Origin of the sequence: Cernens ardua (genome assembly GCF_051251085.1) — a bacterium.
In the GTDB taxonomy this organism is placed as follows: Bacteria; Pseudomonadota; Gammaproteobacteria; order Pseudomonadales; family Halomonadaceae; genus Cernens; species Cernens ardua.
On record NZ_JBPCZH010000001.1, the window covers coordinates 759,531 to 786,440 of the forward strand.

18 protein-coding genes are annotated in these 26,910 nt (G+C 50.3%); 10 read left to right on the top strand and 8 right to left on the bottom strand.

Going from position 1 to position 26,910, the window contains the following annotated elements; translation table 11 throughout:
- Positions 1-71: 71 nt before the first annotated feature.
- The 4 genes from sufD to LMG33818_RS03370 form a co-directional block, all read right to left on the bottom strand.
- On the bottom strand, positions 72-1,427 hold the full coding sequence (gene sufD / locus LMG33818_RS03355) for a Fe-S cluster assembly protein SufD (protein WP_442321929.1): 1,356 nt from the start codon (positions 1,425-1,427) through the stop codon (positions 72-74).
- Entirely contained in the window at positions 1,424-2,176 is a 753-nt protein-coding gene (sufC, locus tag LMG33818_RS03360; protein WP_442321930.1) for a Fe-S cluster assembly ATPase SufC, read from the bottom strand. Before sufC ends, sufD begins: the two co-directional genes overlap by 4 nt.
- A gap of 208 nt (positions 2,177-2,384) precedes the next feature.
- Entirely contained in the window at positions 2,385-3,827 is a 1,443-nt protein-coding gene (sufB, locus tag LMG33818_RS03365) for a Fe-S cluster assembly protein SufB (RefSeq protein ID WP_442321931.1), read from the bottom strand.
- A gap of 291 nt (positions 3,828-4,118) precedes the next feature.
- Entirely contained in the window at positions 4,119-4,601 is a 483-nt protein-coding gene (locus tag LMG33818_RS03370) for an SUF system Fe-S cluster assembly regulator (protein WP_442321932.1), read from the bottom strand.
- Between the two features lie 256 nt (positions 4,602-4,857).
- Between LMG33818_RS03370 and LMG33818_RS03375 the strand changes: the two genes are divergently transcribed.
- The 3 genes from LMG33818_RS03375 (at position 4,858) to LMG33818_RS03385 (ending at position 7,420) form a co-directional block, all read left to right on the top strand.
- Positions 4,858-5,748, top strand: a complete 891-nt coding sequence (locus LMG33818_RS03375; protein WP_442321933.1) for a hypothetical protein — start codon at positions 4,858-4,860, stop codon at positions 5,746-5,748.
- Positions 5,749-6,053: 305 nt separating this feature from the next.
- Positions 6,054-6,698: a DUF2268 domain-containing putative Zn-dependent protease gene (locus tag LMG33818_RS03380; RefSeq protein ID WP_442321934.1), complete on the top strand. Its 645-nt coding sequence runs from the start codon at positions 6,054-6,056 to the stop codon at positions 6,696-6,698.
- 179 nt (positions 6,699-6,877) lie between these two features.
- Positions 6,878-7,420: a YggN family protein gene (locus tag LMG33818_RS03385; RefSeq protein WP_442321935.1), complete on the top strand. Its 543-nt coding sequence runs from the start codon at positions 6,878-6,880 to the stop codon at positions 7,418-7,420.
- A 148-nt stretch (positions 7,421-7,568) separates the two neighbouring features.
- On the opposite strand, the gene gbcB is transcribed toward LMG33818_RS03385, so the two are convergent.
- A complete protein-coding gene (gene gbcB / locus LMG33818_RS03390; RefSeq protein ID WP_442322177.1) occupies positions 7,569-8,654 on the bottom strand; it encodes a glycine betaine monooxygenase reductase subunit in 1,086 nt (361 codons plus the stop codon).
- Positions 8,655-9,138: 484 nt separating this feature from the next.
- On the opposite strand from gbcB, the gene gbca reads away from it, so the two are divergent.
- Positions 9,139-10,425 carry a glycine betaine monooxygenase oxygenase subunit gene (gene gbca, locus LMG33818_RS03395; protein ID WP_442321936.1) on the top strand — a complete coding sequence of 429 codons (1,287 nt, stop codon included), beginning with the start codon at positions 9,139-9,141 and terminating at the stop codon, positions 10,423-10,425.
- A 464-nt stretch (positions 10,426-10,889) separates the two neighbouring features.
- Here the strand turns inward: gbca and gbdR are convergent, their stop codons facing one another.
- Entirely contained in the window at positions 10,890-12,002 is a 1,113-nt protein-coding gene (gbdR, locus tag LMG33818_RS03400) for a choline metabolism transcriptional regulator GbdR (RefSeq protein WP_442321937.1), read from the bottom strand.
- A 437-nt stretch (positions 12,003-12,439) separates the two neighbouring features.
- Complete coding sequence (locus tag LMG33818_RS03405) at positions 12,440-14,773, bottom strand: TonB-dependent receptor (RefSeq protein ID WP_442321938.1); 2,334 nt, start codon at positions 14,771-14,773, stop codon at positions 12,440-12,442.
- 583 nt (positions 14,774-15,356) lie between these two features.
- Between LMG33818_RS03405 and LMG33818_RS03410 the strand changes: the two genes are divergently transcribed.
- The 6 genes from LMG33818_RS03410 to LMG33818_RS03435 all read left to right on the top strand — a co-directional run bounded on the left by LMG33818_RS03410 (position 15,357) and on the right by LMG33818_RS03435 (position 25,409).
- Positions 15,357-19,478, top strand: a complete 4,122-nt coding sequence (locus tag LMG33818_RS03410; RefSeq protein ID WP_442321939.1) for a non-ribosomal peptide synthetase — start codon at positions 15,357-15,359, stop codon at positions 19,476-19,478.
- Positions 19,475-20,320: a hypothetical protein gene (locus LMG33818_RS03415; RefSeq protein ID WP_442321940.1), complete on the top strand. Its 846-nt coding sequence runs from the start codon at positions 19,475-19,477 to the stop codon at positions 20,318-20,320. Before LMG33818_RS03410 ends, LMG33818_RS03415 begins: the two co-directional genes overlap by 4 nt.
- A 103-nt stretch (positions 20,321-20,423) precedes the next feature.
- Entirely contained in the window at positions 20,424-21,635 is a 1,212-nt protein-coding gene (locus LMG33818_RS03420) for an isochorismate synthase (protein ID WP_442321941.1), read from the top strand.
- 1 nt (position 21,636) lies between these two features.
- The gene (locus LMG33818_RS03425; RefSeq protein ID WP_442321942.1) at positions 21,637-23,454 is read left to right on the top strand and encodes a (2,3-dihydroxybenzoyl)adenylate synthase; all 1,818 of its coding nucleotides are present in this window, start codon (positions 21,637-21,639) and stop codon (positions 23,452-23,454) included.
- Positions 23,455-23,628: 174 nt separating this feature from the next.
- Complete coding sequence (locus LMG33818_RS03430; protein WP_442321943.1) at positions 23,629-24,582, top strand: isochorismatase family protein; 954 nt, start codon at positions 23,629-23,631, stop codon at positions 24,580-24,582.
- A gap of 47 nt (positions 24,583-24,629) precedes the next feature.
- Positions 24,630-25,409: a 2,3-dihydro-2,3-dihydroxybenzoate dehydrogenase gene (locus LMG33818_RS03435; RefSeq protein ID WP_442321944.1), complete on the top strand. Its 780-nt coding sequence runs from the start codon at positions 24,630-24,632 to the stop codon at positions 25,407-25,409.
- 110 nt (positions 25,410-25,519) lie between these two features.
- Here the strand turns inward: LMG33818_RS03435 and LMG33818_RS03440 are convergent, their stop codons facing one another.
- Positions 25,520-26,815: an adenylosuccinate synthase gene (locus tag LMG33818_RS03440; RefSeq protein WP_442321945.1), complete on the bottom strand. Its 1,296-nt coding sequence runs from the start codon at positions 26,813-26,815 to the stop codon at positions 25,520-25,522.
- Positions 26,816-26,910: the final 95 nt, after the last annotated feature.

The window sequence follows — 26,910 nt, forward strand, 5'->3', positions numbered from 1 at the left end:
AGCCCCACCAAAGCCTCTTTGGTGAGGTACAAATAAAAAAGCGGCACTGTCAGACAGCGCCGCCCGTTTGCTTATTGCGCAAACTCTACCAGATCTTCAAGATCAAAACGATCGGGCAACATGCCTGCGACTCGCCGTTCCACCCGCTGAGAAATCGCCGGTATCTCGGTGGCCTCAAGCACTTCCCCTGCGAAGGCCAATGTTAACAGTGCCCGCGCTTTCTCTTCGTCAATGCCACGTGCTCGAAGGGCAAAGACAGCCTCTTCATCCAACTGCCCGGTCGTCGCGCCATGTGAACAAAGAACATCATCGGCATAAATTTCAAGCTCGGGCTTGGTATCAATTTCAGCCTTGTCCGAAAGCAACAGGTTGGCGTTGTTTTGATACCCGCGCACTTCCTGAGCATCCTGCTTGATATACACGCGACCATTGAATACGCCGTGACCACGATCATTCATGATGCCTTTGTAGTTCTCATTGGAGAACGTTTTAGCCACGTTATGATTCACCACGGTGTGGTTATCCACGTGCTGGCGACCATTCACGAAGAACAGCCCCCAGTACTCAGTCTGCGCGTTGGTGCCATTAAGCTCAGTATCCAGATCATTTCGCGTCAACCCACCACCCAATGTCAGATTATGGGAAACGAAATGGCTGTCGCGATCCTGTTCCAACTTGAAGTTGGCAACGTGGAATTCCTGCTCGGCGGCTTCGTTCAGCTTATACACATCCAAGCGAGCTCCCGCGGCCAGATACCCTTCACCCACCACATTGGTAAAGTTTTTGGCATCTGAATCACCATTAAAGTGTTCGATCACTTTGGCACGCGCATTATCTTCAAGCTTGATGAGCAGGCGCGGATGACTCATGACAGGTTGGGCCTGCGCAGTGGAGTAGAAATGCACGTAAACCGGCTTGTCCAGCTCCACATTACGTCCAACCGTCAACACCACACCTTCACCGGCAAAAGCCAGATTCAGTGCACTGAAAGGACCGGCATCAGCACCCAACAGGCCAGCGAAACCTTCCGGCAACGCGGCATTGTCTTCAATCCGATGGGACAACGGCGCCAGCTGTACACCTTCTGGCAGATCACCCAATGCAGAAGCCGCAGGGTCAAAGACACCATCCACAAAGACCAGACGATACGCATCAATATCCAGAGAGCTCTCAGCGCCAATTTCCACAGATGACAGCTGAGTGACCGGTTCGAAAGTACCCCGTGAAATTCCGCGGGTATCAGTGTACTTCCATGCTTCTACCTTGCGGGAAGGAAATCCCAGCTGCTGAAAGGCAGCCCAGCCTTGCTCACGCAAGGGTTGTAGATTGACGTTCGAGGAACGGGGAGAATCCGCGTACTGTTGCGGGAAGGCGCCGAGAGTGGGTTCACTGCCCGACGCATCGCGACGAGTGGCAGTATCACTCATGCCTGTGCTCCTTCTTCCAACCAGTCATAACCACGTGCTTCCAGCTCATGCGCCAGCTGTTTGTCACCAGAGTGCACGATTTTGCCATCGATAAGGACGTGAACAACATCGGGCTCGATATAATCCAACAGGCGCTGATAGTGCGTCACAATCAGGATTGAACGAGAAGGATCACGCAGAGAGTTTACTCCCTGAGAGACAATTTTCATTGCATCGATATCCAGCCCGGAATCGATTTCGTCCAGCAGCGCCAATTGCGGCTCAAGAACCAGCATCTGCAGGATTTCATTGCGTTTTTTCTCACCACCAGAGAAACCTTCATTCACTGCACGTTGCAGGAAAGCGGGGTCCATTTTCATGAAGGCCGCTTTTTCCTTGATCAGGCGCATGAAATCACCGGCAGGAATTTCGCCCAGCCCTTGAGCTTCACGCTTGGCATTCAGCGCCGCACGCAACAGGTAAATATTTTTTACACCGGGAATTTCAACCGGATACTGGAAGCCCATGAGCACTCCGGCCTGAGCACGCTCTTCCACTTCCATTTCCAAAAGGTCTTCACCTTTGTAAAGGATAGAGCCCGAGGTAACTTCATAGCCGTCCTTGCCGGCGATAACAGACGACAGGGTCGATTTACCTGCACCATTGGGGCCCATGATGGCATGCACCTCACCATCAGGAATCGACAGGTTCAGCCCTTTAAGGATGGGCTTATCTTCAACCGAAACGTGCAGATCCTTGATCTCAAGCATGATATGACAACCTTTAACTTGCTTTCGTCCGCTGGCTTCAATAATGACCAGCGGAGGGTAAAAATGGGAGCCGAGGAGCCCGACTCTGTGAATCAGGACTCCTTTGGAACCGGTAAATTCAAACCGGCTACTCGCTAGAACAATTAGCGACAAACGGCTAACAGCAGAAAGAGTAAGTCGAAACTATGGACACTTGGTTATTCGGCACTTAGCCAACCGATCCTTCCAGCGTTACGTTCAGCAGGGCTTCCGCTTCAACAGCAAACTCCATCGGGAGTTCCTGGAAAACGTCCTTGCAGAAACCGTTAACGATCATGCTGACCGCATCTTCCTCACTCATACCGCGCGAGCGGCAATAGAACAGCTGATCATCCGCAATTTTGGAGGTCGTCGCCTCGTGTTCTACCGTAGACCGGGAGTTACCGATCTCCTGATACGGGAAGGTATGCGCACCACAGCGATCACCAATCAGCAGGGAGTCACACTGTGTGTAGTTACGCGATCCCAAAGCTCGTGGTGCTACCTTGACCAAACCACGGTAGGACTGATCGGAACGGCCTGCCGAAATGGTTTTGGCGATGATGGTGGAGCGCGTGTTCTTGCCCACGTGGATCATCTTGGTCCCGGTATCTGTCTGCTGACGACCTGTGGTGACTGCAACCGAGTAGAACTCACCCTGGGAACCATCCCCCGTAAGGACACAGGAAGGATATTTCCAGGTAATGGCTGAACCGGTTTCGACCTGCGTCCAGCTGATGCGCGAACGAGCACCACGGCAATCACCACGTTTGGTGACGAAGTTATAGATGCCGCCCTTACCGTCTTCATCGCCCGGATACCAGTTCTGTACCGTGGAGTACTTGATGTAGGCATCATCCAGTGCCACCAGTTCGACGACCGCCGCATGCAGCTGGTTTTCATCGCGCATGGGGGCAGTACAGCCTTCCAGATAGGAAACCTGAGCACCACTTTCACAAACAATCAGCGTACGTTCGAACTGCCCAGTATTCGCTGCGTTGATGCGGAAATAGGTGGAAAGCTCCATGGGGCATTTCACGTTTTCAGGCACATATACAAACGAGCCATCGGTAAATACCGCGGAGTTGAGTGCCGCGTAGAAGTTATCACCCACAGGGACGACGCTACCCAGATAACGTTTTACCAGATCCGGATATTCGCGAATCGCTTCCGAGATGGAACAGAAGATAACACCGGCCTCAGCCAGCTTTTCCTTGAAGGTCGTGGTAACGGAGACGGAATCAAAGACTGCATCCACTGCCACGCCTGCCAGGGCAGCACGTTCATGCAGAGGAATACCGAGCTTTTCGTAGGTTTCCAAGAGCTTTGGATCGACTTCATCGAGACTTTTAGGCGCATCTTTTTTACTTTTTGGCTCGCTGTAATAAGAGATCGCCTGAAAGTCGATGGCCGGATAGTGCACATGCGCCCAGGTAGGCGAGGTCATCTGCTGCCATTGACGGAATGCATTAAGACGCCACTCAAGCATCCACTCGGGCTCGCCCTTCTTTTGTGAGATGAACGCTATTTTCTGTTCATCCAAACCGGGAGCCAGAGTATCACTCTCAATATCAGTGAAGAACCCTTGCTTGTACTCGCGCTGTACAAGCTTCTCCATCTCTTCGGTTGCCATTATTTTCTCCTTGCGAATGAACCGGGTTCACTCTTCAAGCCAGTGGTCTATCAACATCGGATACCCGACAGCCCTATGTCTCGTCGACTACCCTTTCAAATTACAGATTTTTTAACTTGCAGATATTTCCAAAATGCTGTGATCAGCGTCCAGCGCCTCACCCCGCCTGTAAAAAAGCCATCCGTAAGCGCTCTTTGCCAAGCACATTTAGCCACCCTGGATACACCGCATGGGCCCTGCGGAAAATACAGCGCCGGGACACGGGTAGTGAACACACGATGCAGCGATCACCTAGGCGTCTGTAGCCAATATCCCAGCCAACGGCTTTGTGGCTGTAGGCGAGACTGCTCGCGGTGGGCGTATGTACAGAGGCTCTCGTTGAGCGAGTTGTTCCAGCGTGACACTATCGAGCAAAAAACGAATGGCTTCTGAAACACGCTGCCAGTTATCCGCGACCCCGCACACTTCAGCGAGATCGCAGTCGTTGTGCTCCTGACTGCAGGCTGTCATCGCGACAGGGCCTTCAATGGCCGCAATGATATCGCTAACACGAATATCGGCCGGCGCCCTGGACAGTAAATAACCGCCCTGCACTCCACGGCGGGAAATCACCAGATTGGCTTTGTGCAGCAACTTCAAGGTTTTGCTCACCGTAGGGCGTGGCAGATTCACCTTCTCGGCCAACTCGGGCGCAGACAGGGGTTGATCTGGCTGACGTGCTATCTGCGCCATGACCACCGCTGAATAATCGCTGAGTTTAGAGAGTTTAAGCACCGAATCACCTTCACACTGAATATGAGACTATTTTAGTCCTCTTTCACCTCAGTGTGAAGCTATTGGGGGGATGAAGTATTTATATGAAGAGGGATTCAGCTCTTTTTATCAGCACCTGATAGCGCATATGCTTTAATAGCCAAATCTGTTAATTGTTTGCGTATCAGGAAAGTTAGCTCACTCAGCGGTTATGTAGCAGCTAAAACTGTGTGATTAATGGAATAACCTGCTTTTCAATCCGTTAAAGGAAATTTACGTGGAAATTATCAATCAACTTATCGAAACTCACGATACTGATACGACAGGTACGGCCACTTTACTAAAAGAGCTCGACCCTGCAAGTATTGACCCTCATCATCTTTCGTCCTACAGCTGGTTACTCAATCACGTTCTTGGAGAGTTGATGGGAGATTGGCAAGCTGCATTTGAGCGTCATCGTAAAATCGTTTTCGGCAATGACATACCCAAGGGTATTTATCTGAATCATGCCATATCAGCGTTGTACTCAGGACATCCACTGCAAGCAATGGAATCCCAGTCACGATATAGAGAAATCACCCAGTCTACAGTGGAGGATGTTGCGCTTCTGGTTGAATTGATGACTCTACAGTACAGCTCCACCAAAGAATCGAAAAGTGACAGTTTTTTGGCTGTTTTTAAGGACGTATTGGAAAAAACAAGAGACTGGAACGGGCCACCCCAGATGGCAACCACAATGGCATCTGCATTCAACAATATTGTATCTCATTGGGTCGAACAGCCTATTCAACCTTCCTCACCCATTGATAATGTCATGGAGGCTGCTGCTGCTCAAGCTCAATCATTGTGGGTGGTAGGTGGTGGTAATTGGATGAATGCTGAACGTGCCTATTATTTGCGTGCACTGGTCGCCAATCATTTATTCCGGTGGGAAATGGCTAAGGATATGGCGCAAAAAGGTATTGAAATTATCGATAAAAATGGCGATGAAGTGGTTGATCGTGCATGTTTACTTTTAGAGCTTTCACGTGCGTATGGTGGGTTATCTCAACATAAACGTCAGCAGGAAACATGGGATGAAGCACTTAACCTGTCTCAAACATTTGCCCAAAAATTTCCCGATGAGCCAGGGCTAAAGGCATGGTTTGAGGGATTGATGAATAGGTAACCAGCTATTCGGCAAAAATAGTTGATTCAGGAGTGATTGATATCTTAAAAATTATATACCAAGTGCATCCTGCTCTAGTGTTTCAACTATAGGTGAACTACAGGTGAACAGTTTTCACAATGAATGGGAATACCACAACTGGACCTGGATAACTTTATTGGATGCCTATCGATCCGCCTTACTCGGTTAAGCGCCACCACGAGGTTACACTCTTTCTGCTAATTACGTCATATGAGCTGAGCTATGCTCTCAATGTGTAATGCATCGCCCCCTATAATAACGACTATCAAGAAGAAGAGGATAATATGGGTGACGTAATCGTGCACTTCATGGATGTACATGGGCATCTGCACGGACTGAAGGACAGACTCGCTTCCAGTATCGAATCCACTTACAAGAAAGCAAGCGATGTTATTCCGCTTGATTCCATCGATATCGCTGTCCGAGCGACCGACTATGTAATTCCCGAATCAGGCGACTTTGGCGTCTGTTATCCCGGTTTTATCACGTTAGCCATTGATCTTCAGCATACCGCCTATAAACATCATCTCGAACACGCTATTGCCAAACTTGTTGCACATGAGCTGAATCATGCTGCACGGTTTAATCATCCAGGGCTGGGTTTTCACTTGGGAGAACAGCTGGTTTCGGAAGGGCTTGCCTGCATGTTCGCGCGAGAACTGTGCCATAGTGAACCGGCGCCCTGGGAACAATTGACCGCAGAGACCATAGCACCCTTTATTGCCCCGGCACTCAAGGCATGGAATGCGCCCCACTACAACCATGCCGAATGGTTTTTGGGGGCCGGAAATATCCCCCGATGGACAGGATATACGCTCGGCAGCACCCTTGTTTTCAACTATTTGAAAGAACACAAAGGAACTTCCGCTGCATCTCTGACACAAGCCGATGCACAGCTATTTCTTCCTACACTCGAAGCCATGACATAGTCAGGTTCTTTCAGCTAGAAGAGTTCGGCCGTCAGCACGGCACTCCATATTGGATTCGCCCTTCTGTACCCATTGCCATTCTCTGGAAAAAGGGGTTTACTTAATCTGCAGCTACGTTTTTCTCGATGACAATGAAACTGGTCACCCAATGAGTGGCTTGATAACAGGAGAAAGTACGAATGCCCTCCCCCTCTATTTCCAAAAGCAACACGAATTCCAAAAGCAACAGCGCTCTTTCTACACGCAAGCCCCATGGTTTTGTAACGCTGGGCGCCCGTGACACGTCTCTTCCAAAAGCGCGTATTTCTGCTGCAGGAGATTTCTGGATAGGTGAAACGTCCGTCTCAGTGACACCCGAACAAAGAAACCTGCTTCAGCAGTATTATCGCCAATCCATGAAAATTGCTGGGCACGGCGTATTGATCGCATTCAAGGCCGTTGGGCTCGTGTTCAAAGTGCTTTTCAATGTATTTCAGGCATTCAGACAGAAAAAGGGCTATCAGGCATTTGATGATGATATTGGAGCCCATGTAGAGGCTCAGATCATGCCGAATGTGGACCAGCTCGTCGGCACCCATATACGAAAACTCAAGGACATTCAGGATAACCTGGCAATGATCATGCCCGCATTTCACCCCTACGCCTGTATTACGGAAGAGGATTTGAAGAGCTATCACCAGAAAGGAAGGCAGAGCACGTTACCGGTGACGATTGAGCAGTAATGTCAGTCACCATACCACCTTTTCAAAAGGCCATGGCCAGAGAAAACTGCCATGGCACTATTTCGCATAGCCGAGCTGGATAAATCAGATTCAACAGCCAGGCAGATCCAACCTTTACGCAGACCACGCCATTTCCGAATCATTATTCTTAAAAATCAATCGAAACATCACTGAGCGGTCGTGAACAGCAGGAAAGAATATACCCCTCGGCTTCTTCCTCTTCAGTAATCCCCCCGTTGTGATTCATTTCAACGCTCCCTGCGACTTTCTTCACTTTGCAGGTACCACAGATCCCCATACCACACGCCTTGGGAATATGCATGCCCATCCGTGCAGCCGCCGTATGGACTGTTTCATCACGTGAAGTGGACGTCTCCTTGCCACTGCCGATGAAATCGATCACAAACGTATCAGCGTCATCGCACTCCGAAGTCTCTGCGGCCTCCAGTGTTTGTTCTATGACATCTTCCTGCACGTTTACCGGTGTTTCACCAAAAGACTCCTCGTGATAATGCGACATGTCGAAGCCTTGCTGATGCAAAAGCTCCCGCACCGCCGCCATATAGGGTGCAGGGCCACAGCAGAAAATCTCTCGCTCAATGAAATCAGGTGACATCAACTGCAACATTGCAGCATTGAACAATCCACGATAACCGGACCAGGCATCGCCCAATCCATGATGTTCACTAATCAGATGGAGTGAAAAATTGTCCAGCCGCGCAGCCATCGCCTCCAGCTCGCGCTGATAAATGACATCGTGAGGTGTCTTCGCGCTATGGACGAAATCAATATCTACGTCTGTATTGGTATCCAGCAGCCAACGAGACATCGACATTACCGGTGTAATGCCCACCCCACCGGAAAGAAAAAGCACTTTATCAGCCGGGTAATCAATGATGTTGAACAGCCCGACCGGGCCATGCACTGCAATCTGATCGCCTTTGGCAAGATGATCGTGAAGCCAGTTCGAGACCAGTCCACCAGCAACACGCTTTACGGTAATGGAAAAGCTGTAAGGCACGGCCGCAGAGCTGGAAATGGTATAGGAACGCATCACCAGCTCTTCTTCGATCAATAGCTCCAGCGTCACAAACTGGCCCGGTTTGAAAAAGAACATGATCGGTTGGTCGGCCATGAAACAGAAGGTTTTAACATCCCATGTTTCCTGAATCACTTTGACGCAGCGTACCCAATGCCGCCCATTCACCCATGTTTGGGTATTAATGGGGTTCATCCCTTCGGGAACATAAGGAGTGGACTCGTTGCTATTTGTCATTCAGGCCTCCGAATATCGAACGGTGATAGGTATCAAGGGCACCGTTTTGGCAGCGTATAATTGATCCACTTTGTATCCCGCATAAAAAAAGAGAGACTTTTTTATCACCTGATTAGGCAGATATAGCCTTTTTTCCTTTTATTATTCCCATCTGCCATTTCATTGTGCACTGCCTTCGATTGAAATGACTTGTCTCTTCGCGACATTTCCGTGCTTATAGCGACCAACGGGGCAGTTTTAACGTCTGGAGGTCGGATTTGTGATGGATCGGGTCGCAAGGATATAACTCCGGGGGGAAAGCAAGGCACACACTCGAATCAACGATTGTCGTTGTGAGATATCCTTCTACCGAATCAGCCCTCGGCACAGTCACTCACAGCGGTAGACGCACATAACCTGTTAAAGCCCAATTTCACATCGAGTTCCGTCTCAGGAGCCTGTTATGCCACAGCCGTTGACTTTATTTGATGATCCTCTGGAACCCGCACGTCGTGCAGTCAGTGCCCTTTTGGCCGAGCGACGCTCCGGATATTCGCTGGAACAGCCCTTCTATTGTGATGAGCGCGTTTATCAACTCGATATGGAGAACCTGTTTTATCGTGAATGGTTAATTGCCGGGATGTCGAGCGAGGTACCCGCCAAGGGCAATTATCTCACCGTCGACATTGGCAAGAATTCCATTATCGTGGTGCGCGGTGACAACGGTTCCATACATGCGTTCTACAATGTTTGCCGACATCGTGGCTCACGCCTCTGTGTAAAGGATCACGGCAAGGTAGCAAAGTTGGTATGCCCCTATCATCAATGGACCTATGAGCTGGATGGCCGGTTATTATTCGCTGGCACAGAGATGGGCAGTGACTTCAATATGGCCGAGTATGGTCTGAAACCGGTACATATTCGTGAAGCAGGCGGATTCATTTTTATTTCACTGGCCGAACATCCGGAAAATATAGAGCCTTTCTTCAAAACCGTAGCCTTTTATATGGCCCCCTACGACATGGAAAACACCAAGGTCGCGGTCACCAGTGAAATCATCGAGCAGGCCAACTGGAAACTGGTGATTGAAAATAACCGCGAGTGTTACCACTGCGACGGCGCTCATCCCGAATTACTCAATACGCTACTCGAATGGGATGACGTCACCGATCCACGTGCCAGTGATGACTTCAAACAGTATGTGGGTGAGTGTGCTGTACGCTGGGAGGCAGACAAAATCCCCTATCATCATGTTAATTTTGGACGCCGGAATCGACTGGTTCGCATGCCACTGATTCAGGGTGCGCTCTCGATGACCGCTGATGGCTCCCTGGGCTGCAAGAAACTATTGGGGCGTGTCAAAGACCCGGATCTTGGCAGCCTTCGGATTCTCCACCTTCCCCACTCGTGGAATCATTGTATGGGAGATCACATCCTCAACTTTACGGTTTGGCCCATTTCCGCGCAGGAAACCAAGGTAGTGACCAAATGGATTGTGCATAAGGATGCGGTGGAAGGCGTCGATTATGATGTCGAAAAACTTCGTTATGTCTGGGATGCCACGAATGATCAGGACAGGCGTCTGGCAGAAGAGAATCAGCGGGGGATCAATTCCATGGCGTATCAACCCGGGCCCTACTCGAAAACCTATGAGTTTGGTGTCATCGATTTTGTAGACTGGTATTGTGAAGAAACACAGAAAGCATTGGGAGACAAACCACCGGTCTCGTTAAGGCAGGTTTCGGGATAAGCCCGCATTACTCTCTGAGGAGGAATGCCTGAACTGGCCTGGCATTCCTCTGTATATCAAAGCTATCACTCACGTAGCTAGTACATTCCTCCCCTCATTCTCCTTCTACCTCTATCATAGCCTTTCCGTATTAAAGTACATTGCACGCCGTCATGGCTTTCTATCCCCTAACATTGATTCAGGCATGGCATAAATCGGCCTGATGCCAGGCACCTCTATGCCTCATTATGCGGGCGACTGGAATATTGTGAGTAGGCAGTGTGAACAGGCAGGGCTATCCAAGAACAGGTCAAAAGGCAGAACGCCTGCCTTCAGGGAAAGCAGGCTTCCTCCGATATACGTGATAATTGCACCGTATCGAGTGGGTTTCTTTATCTGTTTCTCTGAATTAACTGTTTCTCTAATCCCCCTCTTCCCGCCGATGCTTATAGCGTTAAATCACGCCGAGCACAGCCCCCTGTGCATTACAATGAGACGCTGGCAAACGTTGATTCATTACGTGCCCGAAGTAATGCCCGTGTTGCCTCGGAAGGTAAGCTGGGAACGGTTTCCACTGTCTCCACAGAAAGAGGCATGTTGAGCACACGAGCTGAAAAACTACCGGCTCGTTCATCTCGCGGGGGAATACCAAAATATTCGCGGAAGCATTTTGAGAAATGCGGCGTAGAGACGAAGCCGCATACCGCCGCAATTTCGATAATCGACATCGAGGTTTGTTTCAATAATTGCCGTGACCGAATCAAGCGTAATTTGAGGTAGTAACGGGAGGGTGAGCATTGCAGGTATTTCTGGAAAAGTCGCTCCAGCTGCCGGCGGGAAACATTGACATAACCCGCCAGATCATTGAGCTCAATGGGCTCCTCCAGGTTGGCCTCCATCAGTGCCACGATCTCTTGCAATTTAGGCTGCTGAGTGCCCAACATATGCTTGAGGGGTACGCGCTGATGATCCTGTTCACTACGCACGCGGTCACAAATAAACATATCGGAAATGGCAACCGCCAACGCATTGCCATGATGTTGCTGAATCATTTTCAGCATCATGTCCATGGGTGCAGTACCACCGGAGGAAGTCCAACGATTATCATCGTAGGAGAAGAGGCGCGTTGTCATCGCTACGCGGGGGAAGGCTTCCTGCATGGAAGCCAGAAACTCCCAGTGCACACTGCATTCATGATTATCCAAGAGTCCGGCACTGGCCAATACCCAACTACCGGTACAGACAGCCGCCATGATACAGCCCTTTCTGGCCTGGGATTGCAACCAGGAGATGTGTTCTGGTTCGACGCGTGCGCGAATGTCTACCCCTCCACAGACAATCACCATATCCAGGTCCACAGCCTGTTCCATCGCACTATCCGGCGTAACACGAACACCGTCACTGGCAGAAACCGGGGCTCCCTGATAACTCAACGTGCTCCAGTTGTAGAGTTCGTTACCCGAAAGCTGATTGGCCATACGCAAGGGTTCAATGGCCGACGCCATTGAGATCAGGGTGAAATCATCCAACAAAAGGATACCAATACGTTTGATCTGCTTCTTTACATGAGCGGTAGATTCTTTATTGGATTCACGCATGCCATACCTCCATGGAATACCATGTTCAGTCCTGCATTCATACTCAATCAGTAAAATACATGACTATAGGAGATAGCGAACAAGCATTATCACGCCGTTCAGTGTCGCCTATAGATACGTATTTACCACGCCTTATCAGACAACTGAATATGTAAATGCAAAAAACATGCGCAAATGTGTCGGGAGGAGACATTTTTTTCTACATGATGTCTTCAATACAGAAAAAATCACACTTCCATGTACCCAACAAAGCAGACCATCTGCCTATGTGATTAGATGAACAGCTATCGAGGGTATGATTTCACACTAAAATGCCCCAAAAAAGTGCAGGGAGAATCAAGGACTATGCAGAATGCGCTTAAGGGGTAGCAACATAAAAAACGGCAGGCGGAGCATGCCGACTGCCGTAAAATAATGCTGCTGAATAGGAAGATGGTTTAGAAACGTGTTGTCATCGACAGTTTAAGGGTTCTGGGATCCCCCATATTCACGTATCCATAAGAGCTGGCGCTTGACCAGTAACCTTTGTTGGTCACGTTATCCACTTCGGCGCGCCAAGTCACCGGCACAGTCCCCAACTTGGTGGTATAAAGCGCTCCGACATTAAAGGTAGCCCAGGGTTTGAGACGGTACCGATTCGCCTGATCCGCATATTGCGCAGAGGTATAGATCACATTCCCCATTAGGGAGAGCCCTGTAACACCAGGCACCGCCCACGTGTTATTCAATGTCGCCTTGTACTTGGGTACCCCAATGGCACGGTTTCCGTTATTACTGGCCGTTGTCAGACCGGAAAGTTTGGAATCAATATAGGTCACCCCGCCCGACATATTCCAGCCATCCACCGGTGTACCGTAGGTCATCAATTCGATGCCCTTGTTCTCCTGCTGACCATCCAGTGCATAGACGGTACCATGCGCTGCCGCAGAAGGTTGACGAATACGGAAGACACTCAGGGAACCTCCCACAGTGCCAAAATCAAGCTTCAGCCCTGCTTCGGCCTGTTTGCTGCGGATAATGCCAAGCGTCTGCCCCTGATTGGTGTATCCCATCCCGGTAGGAACGCTCTCCCCGGGGGCCAGCGACTGGATATAGTTCGCATAGACAGACGCAAATGTCGTCGGTTGGTAAGTGATACCGAAAACGGGCGTCGCACCATTCTTACTAAAGGAAGATGGCGCTCGAGTGGCAGAATCCCAGTTACGTACTGTCAATTGTTGATAACGAACACCCGCCAACAAGCGTACCTTGTTATCGAACATGGATGCCATGTCGGACAGGGAAACACCATTCGCGCGCGTGCGCGATGTAATGGCCGGGGAGCCCATGTTCCCACCCGGGTAATTATATACATTGGAGGCGGTGATCGGGCCGGGTGTGTACAGGCTACTCGTACCCAAGTTACCAAATGCCATCTTGTAGGCTGAATAACTGCGCGTCAGCTCACCGGAGTACCCCAGATTGATATCATGGGAAATAAAACCGGTATGCACATTACCTCGAACCCCCGCCTGTGAGGCAAAGCTCTTGCGGTCATAGACGCTATTCATGCGGCTGGTAAAGCTGGTGGTTCCCTGTGAATCCAGCACATAGGGGGAACCATACACGCCATATTCATGTGTTTTGCTCGCACCAAGTGCCGCATAGGCAGTCCAGTGCGGGGCAAAATCATACTCGCCACGCCACATGCCATAGGTGGTTTCCAAACGTGAGAAATTCCACTTGGGCGTATAGTTGGTGCGTGCACTGGGGGCCTTTGGCATTGCATTATCGCCTAACAGGCTGGTGTACACGCCTCCTCGTACCCCATGATAAATATCTTTTTCGTAACCGATATCCAACGAGCTACGCAGTTTGTCACCGTGGTAATCCAACCCGAGCGCAAAGGCATTGTTACGCCCTTCGTTTCGCCCTTTTGTCGCCCCATTGCCCTGACCGCGCAACGCGTTGACTCTCACGCCCCATTGATCGTCACTGCCAAACCGGCGGCCAGCATCCAAGGAGGTATAGGCATGAGACTGTGAGTCATACCCCACGGTGGTTTCCAGCATGGGCTTATTGCCTGCGCGTTTCGGTTCCAGATTGATCGTGCCTCCGGCACCCGTCCCCGTCGGCGATACTCCATTCAGGAACGCACTCGCCCCTTTAAAGACTTCAACACGCTCAATACCGATAGGATTCACTGACTGCCTTGGCAAAATGCCGTAAAGGCCGCCCAGTGAAATGTCATCGCCGGTCAGGTTGAAGCCACGAATATTGTAGGTTTGTGCGTAGTTGCCGTAACCCTCTCCTACTACAACAGAAGGATCTTGCTGCACCACACTTCCCACAGACTGCATTTGTTGTTGCTGAATCCCTTTGGCGGTATAGCCAATCACATTGAAGGGCACATCAAAGGATTGTTGCTCACCCAATACGCCCATACGCCCGCCTGCAGCCACCGTGCCGCCCGCATAAGCGGGCACCAACTGATTGCCACCCGACTCGAAGCGATGCCCGATCACGGAGATCGACTGTAATTTTTGCGGTGACGTGCTGGCAGGCGCTGCGGGTGCAGCAGGTACTACGGGCGCGTCGGTTTTCGTTGCCTCTTCAGCAACAGGAACAGGGCGATAAGCCCCCTTTGCCGTATCGGCTAACACTTGGGGAGAAGCCAATAATAAGCTTCCCATCCCCACCAGAGCCATTGGCTCTTTCAGGCAACGCTGAATGAGATTGGCATTAATCACCAGACGAAAAGGAAGAGGTCGCAACGTGCTCAATCCAAACATGAAACACCGGGTAAACATGAAAAACCTGCCAAAAGTAAGCAAAGACTGAATTCAGCCTTAATAAATACAAATGATATTTCAAAATGTTGGCACGCTGCCGATATAGACAACGTGCCAATAAATCCTGTCGGCAATCTCCATGAAACGGAAGTGGAGCGACGGGGATCAGTACGATTGATGCGAGCGGAGTCACCTTCAGGCATTGATCAACTTTCATTAAACGTTTTGAAAGAAAAGGAATTTTTCCAATAAACGCTTACGAGACTTGGATGATGCAGCGGCGCTTTCCGGTATCAGACACCTTGATGAATCATGAGGAGGCAACTCTTCAGACATCAAAGTGCGGGGGATCATAACCTAAATCGCACCTTAATGCGAACTATTCTCATGTAAATATATGAATGAGAATAGAGTGCTAGTATCAATTATTCTTGTTAACACGCTTGTTCCTCTGTTTTCGACGATACTGCTGTGCGGCCCTGTAAAACGGCTGTCAGCCATGAAATCAGGTTTTTTGCCTTGCTTTCGTGGATGCTGGTTTCAATGAAACACATGGACACGCCCTGGGTCAGAGCTTTTCCAAATGTCAGACACTTCACCATGTGCAGTTGAAACGTCGTCACATAATTCCATCGCCCACAGGGCGATCCGTTTGCCCCTTACCGAAAGTCAGTCAGGTATTTGGTACGGCCTACAATTAAGTGATTATCCGCGGGCGTACCTGACCGCACAGGCTATCCATATCAAGGAAAAGCCCACCCATGGGGGAACATTGAATGAGGACTGTCTGAAACAGGCCATTCAAAAGACGCTGAACGACGCTCCCATTTTACATACCCGTTTCGAGAGTGACGCCAATGGCCCTTATCAAAACACCAATGCCCCTTCTCAGGGAGCAGAAGCCCTACCGACACCACATTTACAGGTACTGACGTTTACTCGTAAAACACCGTCAACCTCGTGGCTATGCAAGACAACCCAGGAAGCACTCGCCCCATGGCAATGGATGCAACAGAGGCTACTGCGCCCACTGGATATTGCGTCACCTGCATTGGCTGAGTCAGCACTACTCGCGCTGCAAACCGGAAGTGACAGCCCAACGAGTCATCTGACGAGTGGTGCAGACAATGTAACGCCTAACGCCCGTGAATGGCTGTGGTATCTCAGTGCCCATCATCTTCAGTTGGATGCCTATAGCTATACCCTGTTGGTGGAGTATATGTGGCGTCAATATCATGCGCTGATATCAGAAGACGCATTACCCAACCCGTGTTTTGGGAATATCAGTGAAGTAGTGATCCATGAGCAGGCCTATCTTGATTCTGTCGGCCAAGAAGAAGATCGTTTTTTCTGGCACAGCTACCTGCTGGACGCGCCGAATGCGACGACATTGGCATCACGTTTTGCCAAGGCAAAATGCGCGCCGATACGTCATCACGCTCAATTAAATGTCGCATTCCCCTCCAATCCTCAAACCCCTTGGGCGATATGGGCCCATTTACCTGAACAGCTATTGGCTACGATTGGAAGTTATCTTTCACGCTGTGTGCAGCAACATGACATCCTGCTGAATGTGCCCATGATGGGCCGCAGCGGCGCAGGCTTACGCACGCCCGTATCGATGGTCAATACCCTCCCCTTGCGTTTGAAAGGATCTGAAGACGCATCCTTCAATGATTGGCTCCGCCTTACCCAGGAAGGAATAAAGGACATAAAACAGCACCAGCGTTACCGTCATGAGTGGCTATCCCGTGAACTTCAGCGGCTGCCGGGTGAATCCCCATTGGCCTCGGTTCAGGTCAATATTGTCCTACAACCTCCCGGTATGCTGCCTGACGGTATCGAGACAGAGATACACCATTTGTCTCCCGGGCCCGTTAATGATTTGACGTTTAATATCTACTGGATGGGAGAAAGGCAGCCCTTGCGTGTCATGGTCGAAGCCAACCCTGATCTCTATTCTCCTCTGGAGGTAGAGCTCCATACACAACGCCTGCAGGCTTGGATTGCGACACTCTCTGCTCAGCCGGACACCCCCATTTCACTCCTGCCTTTGGCAACGCGAGAGGAGGCAGAGAGAATTGCACAGTGGAATGATACTTCGCACTTTATCGCATCAACGGACCTAGTCACCCTCTTCCACCAACAAGTAAAAGCGACACCCAATGCAGAAGCACTAGTGTTTGGAGAGCATTCACTGACTTATTCGGCGCTATATCGTCATGTCAATGCGCTGTCACATTTACTTGAAGGCATGCTAGCTGACCATGACGAAACGCAACCCTGTGTGGTTGCCGTGGCAATGCCCCGCTCCCTCGCGTTGCCAATCGCCATGCTGGCCATTCAACACTGTGGTGCCGCCTATTTACCTCTGCCCATGGATCAGCCAGCGGGACGCTGGAAACGTATGCTGGAAGTCGCGGATGCACGTTATGCGATTGTTTGCCCGGCATATCATGATGCACTACCCGCGAATATCATTTCACTACCTCTGGATGATGACGCCCTGCTGGCAACATGCGTGGATGATCGTGCTACTGAAGCGCCCTCCTACAGCCACGGCCGTTTACTTGAAAAAGCACTGGCCTACGTTCTATTTACGTCTGGTTCCACGGGGGAACCCAAGGGTGTCATGATTGAGCATGGTGCTATCGTCAATAGACTCTTGTGGATGCAGGATACGTTCCCAATCGGTGCAGGGGATCGCGTATTGCAAAAAACCCCTTATGGTTTCGATGTCTCCGTGTGGGAATTCTTCTGGCCGTTGATTAGTGGCGCAACCCTCGTTATGGCCGCCCCTGATATTCATCGGGATCCGAATCAACTCGCCAACCTGATCCTGTCGGAGCGAATCACAACCCTTCATTTTGTACCCTCCATGCTCAGCCTGTTTTTGGACGAGTTGGTTCTTACGCGCAAAAAACTACCGCAATTGAAACATGTCTTCGCCAGCGGTGAAGCACTGAATCACGAAACCGTCAAACGTTTCGTTACCCAATTAGGGCATCACAGCACGCTGATCAACCTCTATGGTCCTACTGAAGCGGCAGTCGATGTCACCTCTTGGCCCTGCAAAATAGAAGAGGAGAGCCGCTCCATTCCGATCGGTTCTCCTATCTGGAATACCCGCATCGACATTCGCAGTCCTCAAGGGCTTTCCCAACCGATCGGTATTACGGGGGAACTCTATATTCATGGCAAGAACCTTGCCCGGGGTTATATCAACCGCCCGGAACTGACCGAAAAATCCTTTTTAATCGATAGCGATGGTTCGCGCTGGTATCGCACCGGCGACATGGCCCGCTGGAACACCGAAGGGGAGATCGAATATCTGGGGCGCGTGGACCATCAGATAAAACTGAATGGCCAGCGTCTGGAACCGGGTGAAATTGAAGCGGTGTTGGTGGCACATCCCAAGGTCATGCATGCCACTGTCATCGTTCATGACAACCGGTTGGTAGGCTACGTACAGATCGATTCTTCCATGGGGACTGAATGGCAACACTTGCTGGCTGATTATCTGAAGCAATGGTTGCCTCCCTTCATGGTACCTTCACTCTGGGTTGCCCTTGAAACACTTCCCCTCAGCCCAAACGGGAAGCTGGATCGTAAAGCGCTTCCGTTACCCGTGGTACCTGTTCGTCAGGAAACCAGCGAAAACAACAGCACAGATCCAATTGTGTTAACAACGCTGTGCACACTCTTTGGGGAATCACTGAATCAATCACCCTTTTCACCCGATGAAGACTTCTTTATGCGAGGCGGTGACTCATTAAGCGCCGTCAAGTTGGCCATGAGCATTCGCCAGAACATGGAAAAAGAGGTGTCCATTGCTACCGTCTTTGCTGCATCAACACCTGCAAGCATGATGAAAGAGCTTTCCCGTGACACCTTTGAAGGCGCACTGGATCATACGCTGACGCTTGGTAGAAGCGGAGGTGAATCATCAAACGATGAAGAAGATACCAGCCCTTCACTTTATTGTTTCCATCCCGCCGGTGGCCTTTCCTGGTGTTATGCGCATATTGCCCAATGGCTGAATGAAGCACATAACATCATCGGTATTCAGGCCAGAGGGCTACATGACGGCGAACATCTTCCCACAAGCTTTGAAGCCATGGCTGAGGATTATGTCAACACCCTTTGTGCCCGCCAACCCAAGGGGCCATACAGGCTTATGGGTTGGTCTTTGGGAGGCATGCTGACGCATCAGATTGCTGCGCTACTCCAACGACAAGGCGCAACTATAGAGCTTATTGCCATGCTGGACACCTACCCCGGCGATGTCTGGAAAGATACCCCGATCCCGGATGAAGCCACATCTCTTATTGCGTTGCTTCGTATCGCGGGAATGACGCTTCCGGAGGGAGAAGCACTCGAACGACATAACATCATTCGCTTGTTGGCAAAAAGGCAGCATGCGCTTGCGACGCTATCGCCGCAGACCATCGACAGGGTCATCGATATTGTGGTCAATTCGAGCCGAATCGTCAGGGAAGCACATCATTTGACATACAAGGGCGATGTTCTTTTTTTCCGAGCAACGCAAGAGCAACAATCGAGTGCCTTTACACCCGAGGCCTGGCAACCCTATGTAGATGGCAAGATTCACTGCATCGATTTACCTACTGACCATGCAGGTATCGTAAGGCCCGACATGCTGATGGAAATCGCCCGCCATATTAATCAGTGGTATGAAAGATGAGCTGTCCCGATACCATCTTCTCTGCCCTGCGCCGATGGCAAGAGGAAGTCGATATTATCGGCCTGGGTGAGGCACATCATGTGCCCACCGTTGTGGACTGTTATTCGCAACTGATGTTGAGTAACGGCTTTTCCCAATGCCGACATATCGTGGTCGAATTCGGCGTTCAGAAGCACCAGGCGCTTTTGGATCGTTACCTTGCAGGCTCACCCATCACCATGGATGAGCTGGCCCCCATTTGGCGTGATTCCCCATTACAAGCGCTATGGGCTTATGACTGCTACAGGATGTTCTTCCATACCATTAGGGAGATCAATCTGACACGCCCTCCACACCAGCATCTTCATGTCTGGTTGGCAGAACCGTGCCCATCTGACTCGAGCTCTGACAAAAGTGAGCTGTCTTCCTTTGCCCATGGCACTTCAGCATCAGGTACCGAGCAAAGTCCATCCATACGGCAGGCAATGCGGACTCACGCCTTTGTCTCCTTGATTGAACGATTGATAGCACAGGAGAAAGGAAAAATCGTATTAATTTTTGGCATGCGCCATCTAGCACGAATACCTGTCAATGGGCGAACCACATTGGCATACGAGTTGATCCGCCGGGGGCGATCAATCCGAATTTTATGGCCTGAAATGCCACCGCGTTTTTACCTGAGGCCTCCCCCCATTCATCAATTGGAGTGGATCAACTTCCGTGAAGGCATTGACTGCAAAAGGGTCGCCCCGTGGGGAGGTTCGCCTACCCGCATCGAAGAATTATGTGATGCCGTAATCCGTATTCCGGGTAGCTATCGGGCATCAGCGTGCGATCACTCACTGCCTGATCCATCGGGATAATTTTCGCCCAATACTTTTTAAACCTGACTTCCCCCCATGTTGTGTATGCCCCATATACGCCTCACAACAGTGGCACCCTATTGTCGATTATCAGGAATGTACCATGTCGAATATTTTGCTGGACCACTACACCACCGACTCATTTTATTTCAGTTCCCCTTCGCAGACGATTCTGACTCAACAGCATCTCGGCAAGGTGAATAGTCCCTTGTCTCAGGTTGATCAAACTATTGAAGAGCTCATCACCACCCACCATAAACAGGGCCATAAAGAGTTGATGATTGCCGGTGCATTTCCTTTTGATCAGGACGTTGCCGGCACGTTATTGGTGTCTGAATACAAGAAGGCTGAAGATATTGCCAAAAGACCCACTCAAAACAGGGCAGACAAAAAACCATTGATGGCGACATGCCCCAACGCGCTCATCAGCGTCCAGCCCCTGCCCGAAAAAGCCGATTATCTTCATCAGGTAGAAAAACTTCTAGCGATGTTCGCTCGGGGAGAAGTCGAGAAAGTGGTATTGGCACGCGCTATGGCGCTCACTTTTACCCATATGCCTGATCCAGGCGCATTACTTCGCTATTGGCAGCAACAGGAACCTAACGCCTTTATCTTTGCGATGCCCCTTCACGATAACGACGAACCTCACGTATTTTGTGGTGCCAGCCCAGAACTTCTGATACGGAAGGAAGGGCGCCATGTCACACTGAATCCACTGGCAGGTTCAACAGCAAGACACTCTACTCAGCAAGCGGATCAGGCCGCAGCAGCAGCACTCCTCACATCCAGAAAGGATCATCAGGAGCACGCCATCGTCGTTGAGGCCATTCGCCGCGCATTGGCGCCTTTCTGCACTGAACTGAATATTCCTGCAGCACCTGAGCTGCTGGCTACCAGCAAACTCTGGCATTTATCTACCGAAATCAAGGGGACGCTGCGTGATGAAAAAACAAGCTCCCTGCAAATCGCACGCAGCCTCCACCCTACCCCAGCGATTTGTGGTGAGCCACGTGAAGCGGCCCGGAAGGCTATTCATCAACTGGAACCTTTCGAACGTGGTCTATTCTGCGGGCTGATCGGCTGGATGAAAGAAAACGGAGATGGTGAATGGGCAATTTCCCTACGTTGTGCGGATATAGCCGGCCAACGTGTCACCCTCTTTGCCGGTGCTGGCGTGATTGCCGGTTCGGACCCCTTGTCGGAATTCAATGAGACGGGTACCAAGCTCACGACACTATTGCCGGCGCTGGGTGTGGAGAGTGCAATGGCCTACCTCGATACGTCGTGGAGCCAGCTCCCGCAAATGGAGGCCTAAAATGACCTTCAAACACTCACCATCATCGATCAATAACTGGACTGAAGCGGAACTAAGCGCCCTGTGCCCGGACTGGCCCACATCCTATATAGATCACTATCAGGCATCTGGGCTTTGGCAAACCGATACCCTGTCAGACATGTTGGAAAGAAATGCACGTCTTACACCTGATGCCATTGCCTTGATCGCCAACAACCACCAGTGGAGTTATACCCAGCTGCAGGCACAAGTGGAAAGATATGCACAGGGCTTCAAGCAATTAGGCCTAAAACGTTACGACAGAGTCGTTTTGCAACTGCCCAATTGCGGTGAATTCATTGTTGCCCTTTTCGCCCTGTTGCGCATCAATGTCTTGCCCATCATGGCACTACCCGCTCACCGTTATCATGAAATACACCACTTCTGCGAATTCACGCGTGCCAAGGCCATCATCACCCTAAAAAATGCGGATGGATTTGATTTTGAAGCCATGGCCCACTCAATAGCGGAATCCGTTCCCACGATTGAGCATGTTGTTATCTGTGACACTGCAGCACCGGAGTCACGACACTCACTCACGTCTCAACACTCCATCCCCTTTGACGCGCTTGATATGCCATACAGTGATGCAATGTGCCTTCCGCCCATGCCCTGTGCAAGGGATCTCGCACTTTTCCAGCTCTCCGGCGGTACCACTGGCGTCTCCAAACTTATTCCACGACGACACGACAGCTATCTTTGCAGTGTCAGGGGTAGCAATCGGGTGTGTGACATCGCCCGCGATACCCGTTACCTCGTGGTGCTTCCAGCATCACACAACTTCGTCCTTAGCTCGCCGGGTATCCTGGGTGTTTTACATGCCGGGGGAACTGTCGTCATGAGCACGTCTTCCTTACCCGAGGACTGTTTCAGGATGATCCAACAACATCAGATTACGCTAACGTCGTTAGTCCCTCCTCTGGCCCTGGCCTGGTTGAAATTTGCCGAACGATCAAATCCGGTTTCTGCACATGAAAGTACTTCATCACTACGTAGTACAGAGAGCCTTTCGCCAAAAGAGAGTCTGGCCTCACTCGGCTTGTTGCAAATCGGAGGCGCCCGCCTGGCCGAAGAGACAGCTCAACGCATTACAACGCAGCTGGACTGCCCATTACAGCAAGTCTTTGGAATGGCTGAAGGGCTGGTCAATTTCACACGGCAGGATGAGTCACTCCATCAAATCCACACCACCCAGGGGCAACCCATGTATCCCGCTCATGATGAAATCAAAATTGTCGATGAGCGTGATATCCCCGTACCGGAAGGTGAAGTCGGTGAATTATTGACGCGTGGTCCCTACACCATACGCGGCTATTTTAATCATCCCAAAGCCAATGAGGGCTCATTTACAGCCGATGGCTTTTATCGAACCGGCGATCTGGTACTCATCAACGAAGAAGGCAATCTGGTCGTTAAAGGGCGCAAGAAAGAACAAATCAACCGTGGCGGTGAAAAGATCTCCATGGATGAAATCGAGAATATTCTATCCGCACATCCGGATGTCCATGATGCGGTCGTGGTAGGTATCGCCGATGCGTTACTGGGAGAACGCGCAGTCGCCTTTGTCATTCTGGCTAATACAGCAGGTACAGTTGAACCGCTGTTACTTTCACCAGCAGCACATGCCCAACACGTACAGAAGCTCATGCTATATCTGCGTCAACACGTAGCGGCCTTCAAGATTCCCGACAAGTTTCACTTCGTCAAAGAATTCCCACTCAGTGGAATAGGTAAAAACAGCCGCAAGGTATTACGTGAACGACTAATAGAAGCAGCCTCAAAATCACCGGTTGCTCGTTAATCTGGCTGTTCATGAATGAATGTCGATCGAATATTACTGCCTAGCGTTTTTCCTGTTGATATTACTCATCAAGTAAGGACTTGAAAGAACCATGTGACGATATTTCAGAAGGTAATGGCCCCATTATTCGACATTCTGTTACTCACTTTTCAACATTTTCTTCCAGGAACCACCATGCCAACATCTTCCCATTGCGCCAAGACACCCTATGAATCAACAGGTATTACTGCCATTGCAGCTTACCCGATGCCATCACAGGAACACATTCCAACCAGTCGTGTTAAGTGGATACCATCGCCTTCCCGCTGTGCGTTACTCATTCACGACATGCAGCTCTTCTTCCTCAACAAATATGATCAACAACAAGCCCCTATTCCCCAACTGATTGATCATACGCGGATGATTCTGACACTGGCGCATTCGCTCCAGATACCCGTGTTCTACACTGCTCAGCCTCCTCAACAAACCGCGGCGGAACGCGGGTTATTGAATGATATGTGGGGAGCCGGTATTAACCACTACCCGGAACAGGCCACTATTTGCGAACCACTGACCCCACAAAGTGGTGATCATGTATTGAAGAAATGGCGCTATAGCGCATTCAAACGTTCAGATTTTGAGGAACAACTCAAGCGTATGGGCCGAGACCAGCTATTGATCACCGGCATCTTTGCGCATATCGGCTGCATGGCGACCGCACTCGATGCGTTTATGCAGGATATTCAGCCCTTTTTCATCGCCGATGCATTGGCTGACTTTTCCCGCAAGGATCATGACATGGCACTTGAGCATGTAGCGAATCGCTGTGGGGTATGCCTGTCAACCACACAGGTAATCGATGCCCTGACAAATTTCTCTGTCGACAAGAAAGAAAAAAGGGATACGAACACACGAGCGATCGCGGAAATGGAACAAAAGGTAGCGGAATTATTCGGGCACCCCGTCAGTGAAATTCCCGAAAACGAAAACCTGAGTTGGCTGGGAATGGATTCCATTCGTCTGATGATGCTGGCAGATCATCTTTCACAACAAGGTTATCACATTACCTTTGCTGACTTGGCTGAAACTCCCACGTTGATGCACTGGCGGCAGCTTGTTACACAGCATAATACGGCTGTAAATGCCTAAACAATCACAGGGAGTATGTCCATTTGAACGTACATGAGAAAACCGCCATGTCAGAGTTCGATAACAAAATTGTTCTCATCACAGGTGCTGCTTCAGGTATTGGAAAAGCCCTGGTAACACGCATGATAGAACGGGGGGCACAAGTACTGGCATTGGATGAATCTGCAGAAAAACTTGCGCTGTTGCAGCAGGAAATGATTCATACCGTCATGTTGGAAACACATTGTGTGGATATTAAACATACGGAACAGATTGAAAATGTGTTGGATATCATTATTGAGAACTATGACCATGTCGATCATTTCGTGAATGTGGCGGGCATCCTTGAAACAGATTATCTGGTAGATACCAGCGATGAACAATGGGAGCGCGTTTTCGCCGTCAACACATTCGGTGCGTTCAAAATGGCCCGATGTATCAGCCGTCTGATGATAGACCGAAAACAGGGCAACATGGTTTTTGTCAGCTCGAATGCCTCCAGTACACCGCGCATTAAAATGGGGGCCTATGCCGCATCCAAGGCGGCAACCACTCAAATGGCACGTTGCCTCGGGTTGGAGCTGGCACGATTCGGTATTCGCGTGAATGTGGTTTCCCCCGGCTCAACCGATACTCCCATGCAACACTCTTTCTGGCAAAATGCTCACGATGCCACTGCTGTTATTCAGGGTGATAACAGAGCCTTCCGAACAGGCATTCCCCTGGGGCGAATCGCTTCACCGGATGACGTGGCCGATGCCATTACCTTTTTGCTGTCTGAACAGGCAAAACATATCACGTTGCATGATATGCGGGTGGATGGCGGCGCCACCTTCGACATGCGATAAAAAGAACCCCCTCTAGGCATAACACAGAGGGGGTAACAGGTAAGCTGACCATGTGGGCGTATTTACACGCCCAATTCAGACATGTTGGCTTATAGGCGACCAGGGCTATTTCAAGCCTTGAAAGGATCCTGAAGAATAATGGTTTCCGTGCGGTCTGGCCCAGTAGACACAATCGCAATGGGAACACCCACTTCTTCTTCCAGATACTTGATATAAGCTCGCGCGTTTTTCGGTAACTCATCAAGGCTTCTTGCGCCTACAGTCGACTCACGCCAACCCGGCAGATCATGATAGATCGGTTCGATCGCTTCATAGCCCTCGGCATCAATAGGGCTATCAATCATTTCACCCTCTTTCGAGCGATAGCCCACACATACACGTATGTTTTCCAACCCATCAAGCACATCAAGCTTGGTCAAGCACAGGCCGGAAATAGAGTTGATCAGTACAGAATGACGCAAGGCAACAGCATCAAACCAACCACAACGACGCGCACGCCCGGTATTGGAGCCGAATTCGTGACCACGTTCAGCCAGATGGCGGCCGAAATCATCGAACAGCTCAGTAGGGAATGGACCTGACCCAACACGAGTCGTGTAGGCCTTGGTTATCCCCAGAACATAATCCAGATACAGCGGTCCCACACCCGAACCTGTTGCTACACCACCCGCCGTTGTATTTGAGCTGGTCACGTAGGGATAGGTACCGTGGTCGATATCCAATAGGGAACCCTGAGCGCCCTCGAAAAGAATATTTTTCCCTTCCTGATGAATTTTGTGCACCAGGCTCACTGTGTCACACACCATCGGCTTGAGTTCTTCAGCCATGCGCATGGTATCGTCGAGCACCTTCTGGAAATCGATCGGTGGCTCATTATGGTAGTGCGTCAGGACAAAGTTATGGTAATCCAGCAATTCACCCAGTTTGCTGGCAAAACGCTCACGGTGGAAAATATCACCCAAACGAAGACTACGGCGTGCCACTTTATCTTCATAAGCAGGGCCGATACCCCTTCCCGTCGTACCGATTTTCGTCACACCGCGTGCCTTTTCGCGCGCCTGATCAAGGGCAACGTGGTAAGGCAGGATCAGTGGGCATGCCAAAGACAGTTTGAGACGTTCGCGAACGGGTACACCGCTCTCTTCCAGCTCCGCCATTTCGCTCAATAGCGCTTCAGGAGAAAGTACAACACCATTGCCAATGATGCATGTCACATCAGGATGCAAAATACCGGAAGGGATCAGGCGGAGGATGGTTTTTTTACCATCTATCACCAATGTATGACCTGCATTGTGACCGCCCTGATAACGCACTACTGCCGCTACGGATTGGGTCAATAGGTCAACCACCTTTCCTTTCCCTTCGTCACCCCACTGGGTGCCGAGCACAACGACGTTCTTGCCCATGGATTTGCGCCTCTTTAAAACAACATAGCTGAAAACAATAGGTGGCAAACTCACACCTGCCTTCTGCATACGACAGAAGGCACCAAAATCGCTGA

Excerpts from the sequence above, each read along its gene's own strand:
- sufD (WP_442321929.1), bottom strand. The coding sequence starts at position 1,427 with ATGAGTGATACTGCCACTCGTCGCGATGCGTCGGGCAGTGAACCCACT.
- sufC (WP_442321930.1), bottom strand. The coding sequence starts at position 2,176 with ATGCTTGAGATCAAGGATCTGCACGTTTCGGTTGAAGATAAGCCCATC.
- sufB (WP_442321931.1), bottom strand. The coding sequence starts at position 3,827 with ATGGCAACCGAAGAGATGGAGAAGCTTGTACAGCGCGAGTACAAGCAA.
- LMG33818_RS03380 (WP_442321934.1), top strand. The coding sequence starts at position 6,054 with ATGGGTGACGTAATCGTGCACTTCATGGATGTACATGGGCATCTGCAC.
- LMG33818_RS03385 (WP_442321935.1), top strand. The coding sequence starts at position 6,878 with ATGCCCTCCCCCTCTATTTCCAAAAGCAACACGAATTCCAAAAGCAAC.
- gbcB (WP_442322177.1), bottom strand. The coding sequence starts at position 8,654 with ATGAACCCCATTAATACCCAAACATGGGTGAATGGGCGGCATTGGGTA.
- gbca (WP_442321936.1), top strand. The coding sequence starts at position 9,139 with ATGCCACAGCCGTTGACTTTATTTGATGATCCTCTGGAACCCGCACGT.
- gbdR (WP_442321937.1), bottom strand. The coding sequence starts at position 12,002 with ATGCGTGAATCCAATAAAGAATCTACCGCTCATGTAAAGAAGCAGATC.
- LMG33818_RS03405 (WP_442321938.1), bottom strand. The coding sequence starts at position 14,773 with ATGTTTGGATTGAGCACGTTGCGACCTCTTCCTTTTCGTCTGGTGATT.
- LMG33818_RS03410 (WP_442321939.1), top strand. The coding sequence starts at position 15,357 with ATGTCAGACACTTCACCATGTGCAGTTGAAACGTCGTCACATAATTCC.
- LMG33818_RS03415 (WP_442321940.1), top strand. The coding sequence starts at position 19,475 with ATGAGCTGTCCCGATACCATCTTCTCTGCCCTGCGCCGATGGCAAGAG.
- LMG33818_RS03420 (WP_442321941.1), top strand. The coding sequence starts at position 20,424 with ATGTCGAATATTTTGCTGGACCACTACACCACCGACTCATTTTATTTC.
- LMG33818_RS03425 (WP_442321942.1), top strand. The coding sequence starts at position 21,637 with ATGACCTTCAAACACTCACCATCATCGATCAATAACTGGACTGAAGCG.
- LMG33818_RS03430 (WP_442321943.1), top strand. The coding sequence starts at position 23,629 with ATGCCAACATCTTCCCATTGCGCCAAGACACCCTATGAATCAACAGGT.
- LMG33818_RS03435 (WP_442321944.1), top strand. The coding sequence starts at position 24,630 with ATGTCAGAGTTCGATAACAAAATTGTTCTCATCACAGGTGCTGCTTCA.
- LMG33818_RS03440 (WP_442321945.1), bottom strand. The coding sequence starts at position 26,815 with ATGGGCAAGAACGTCGTTGTGCTCGGCACCCAGTGGGGTGACGAAGGG.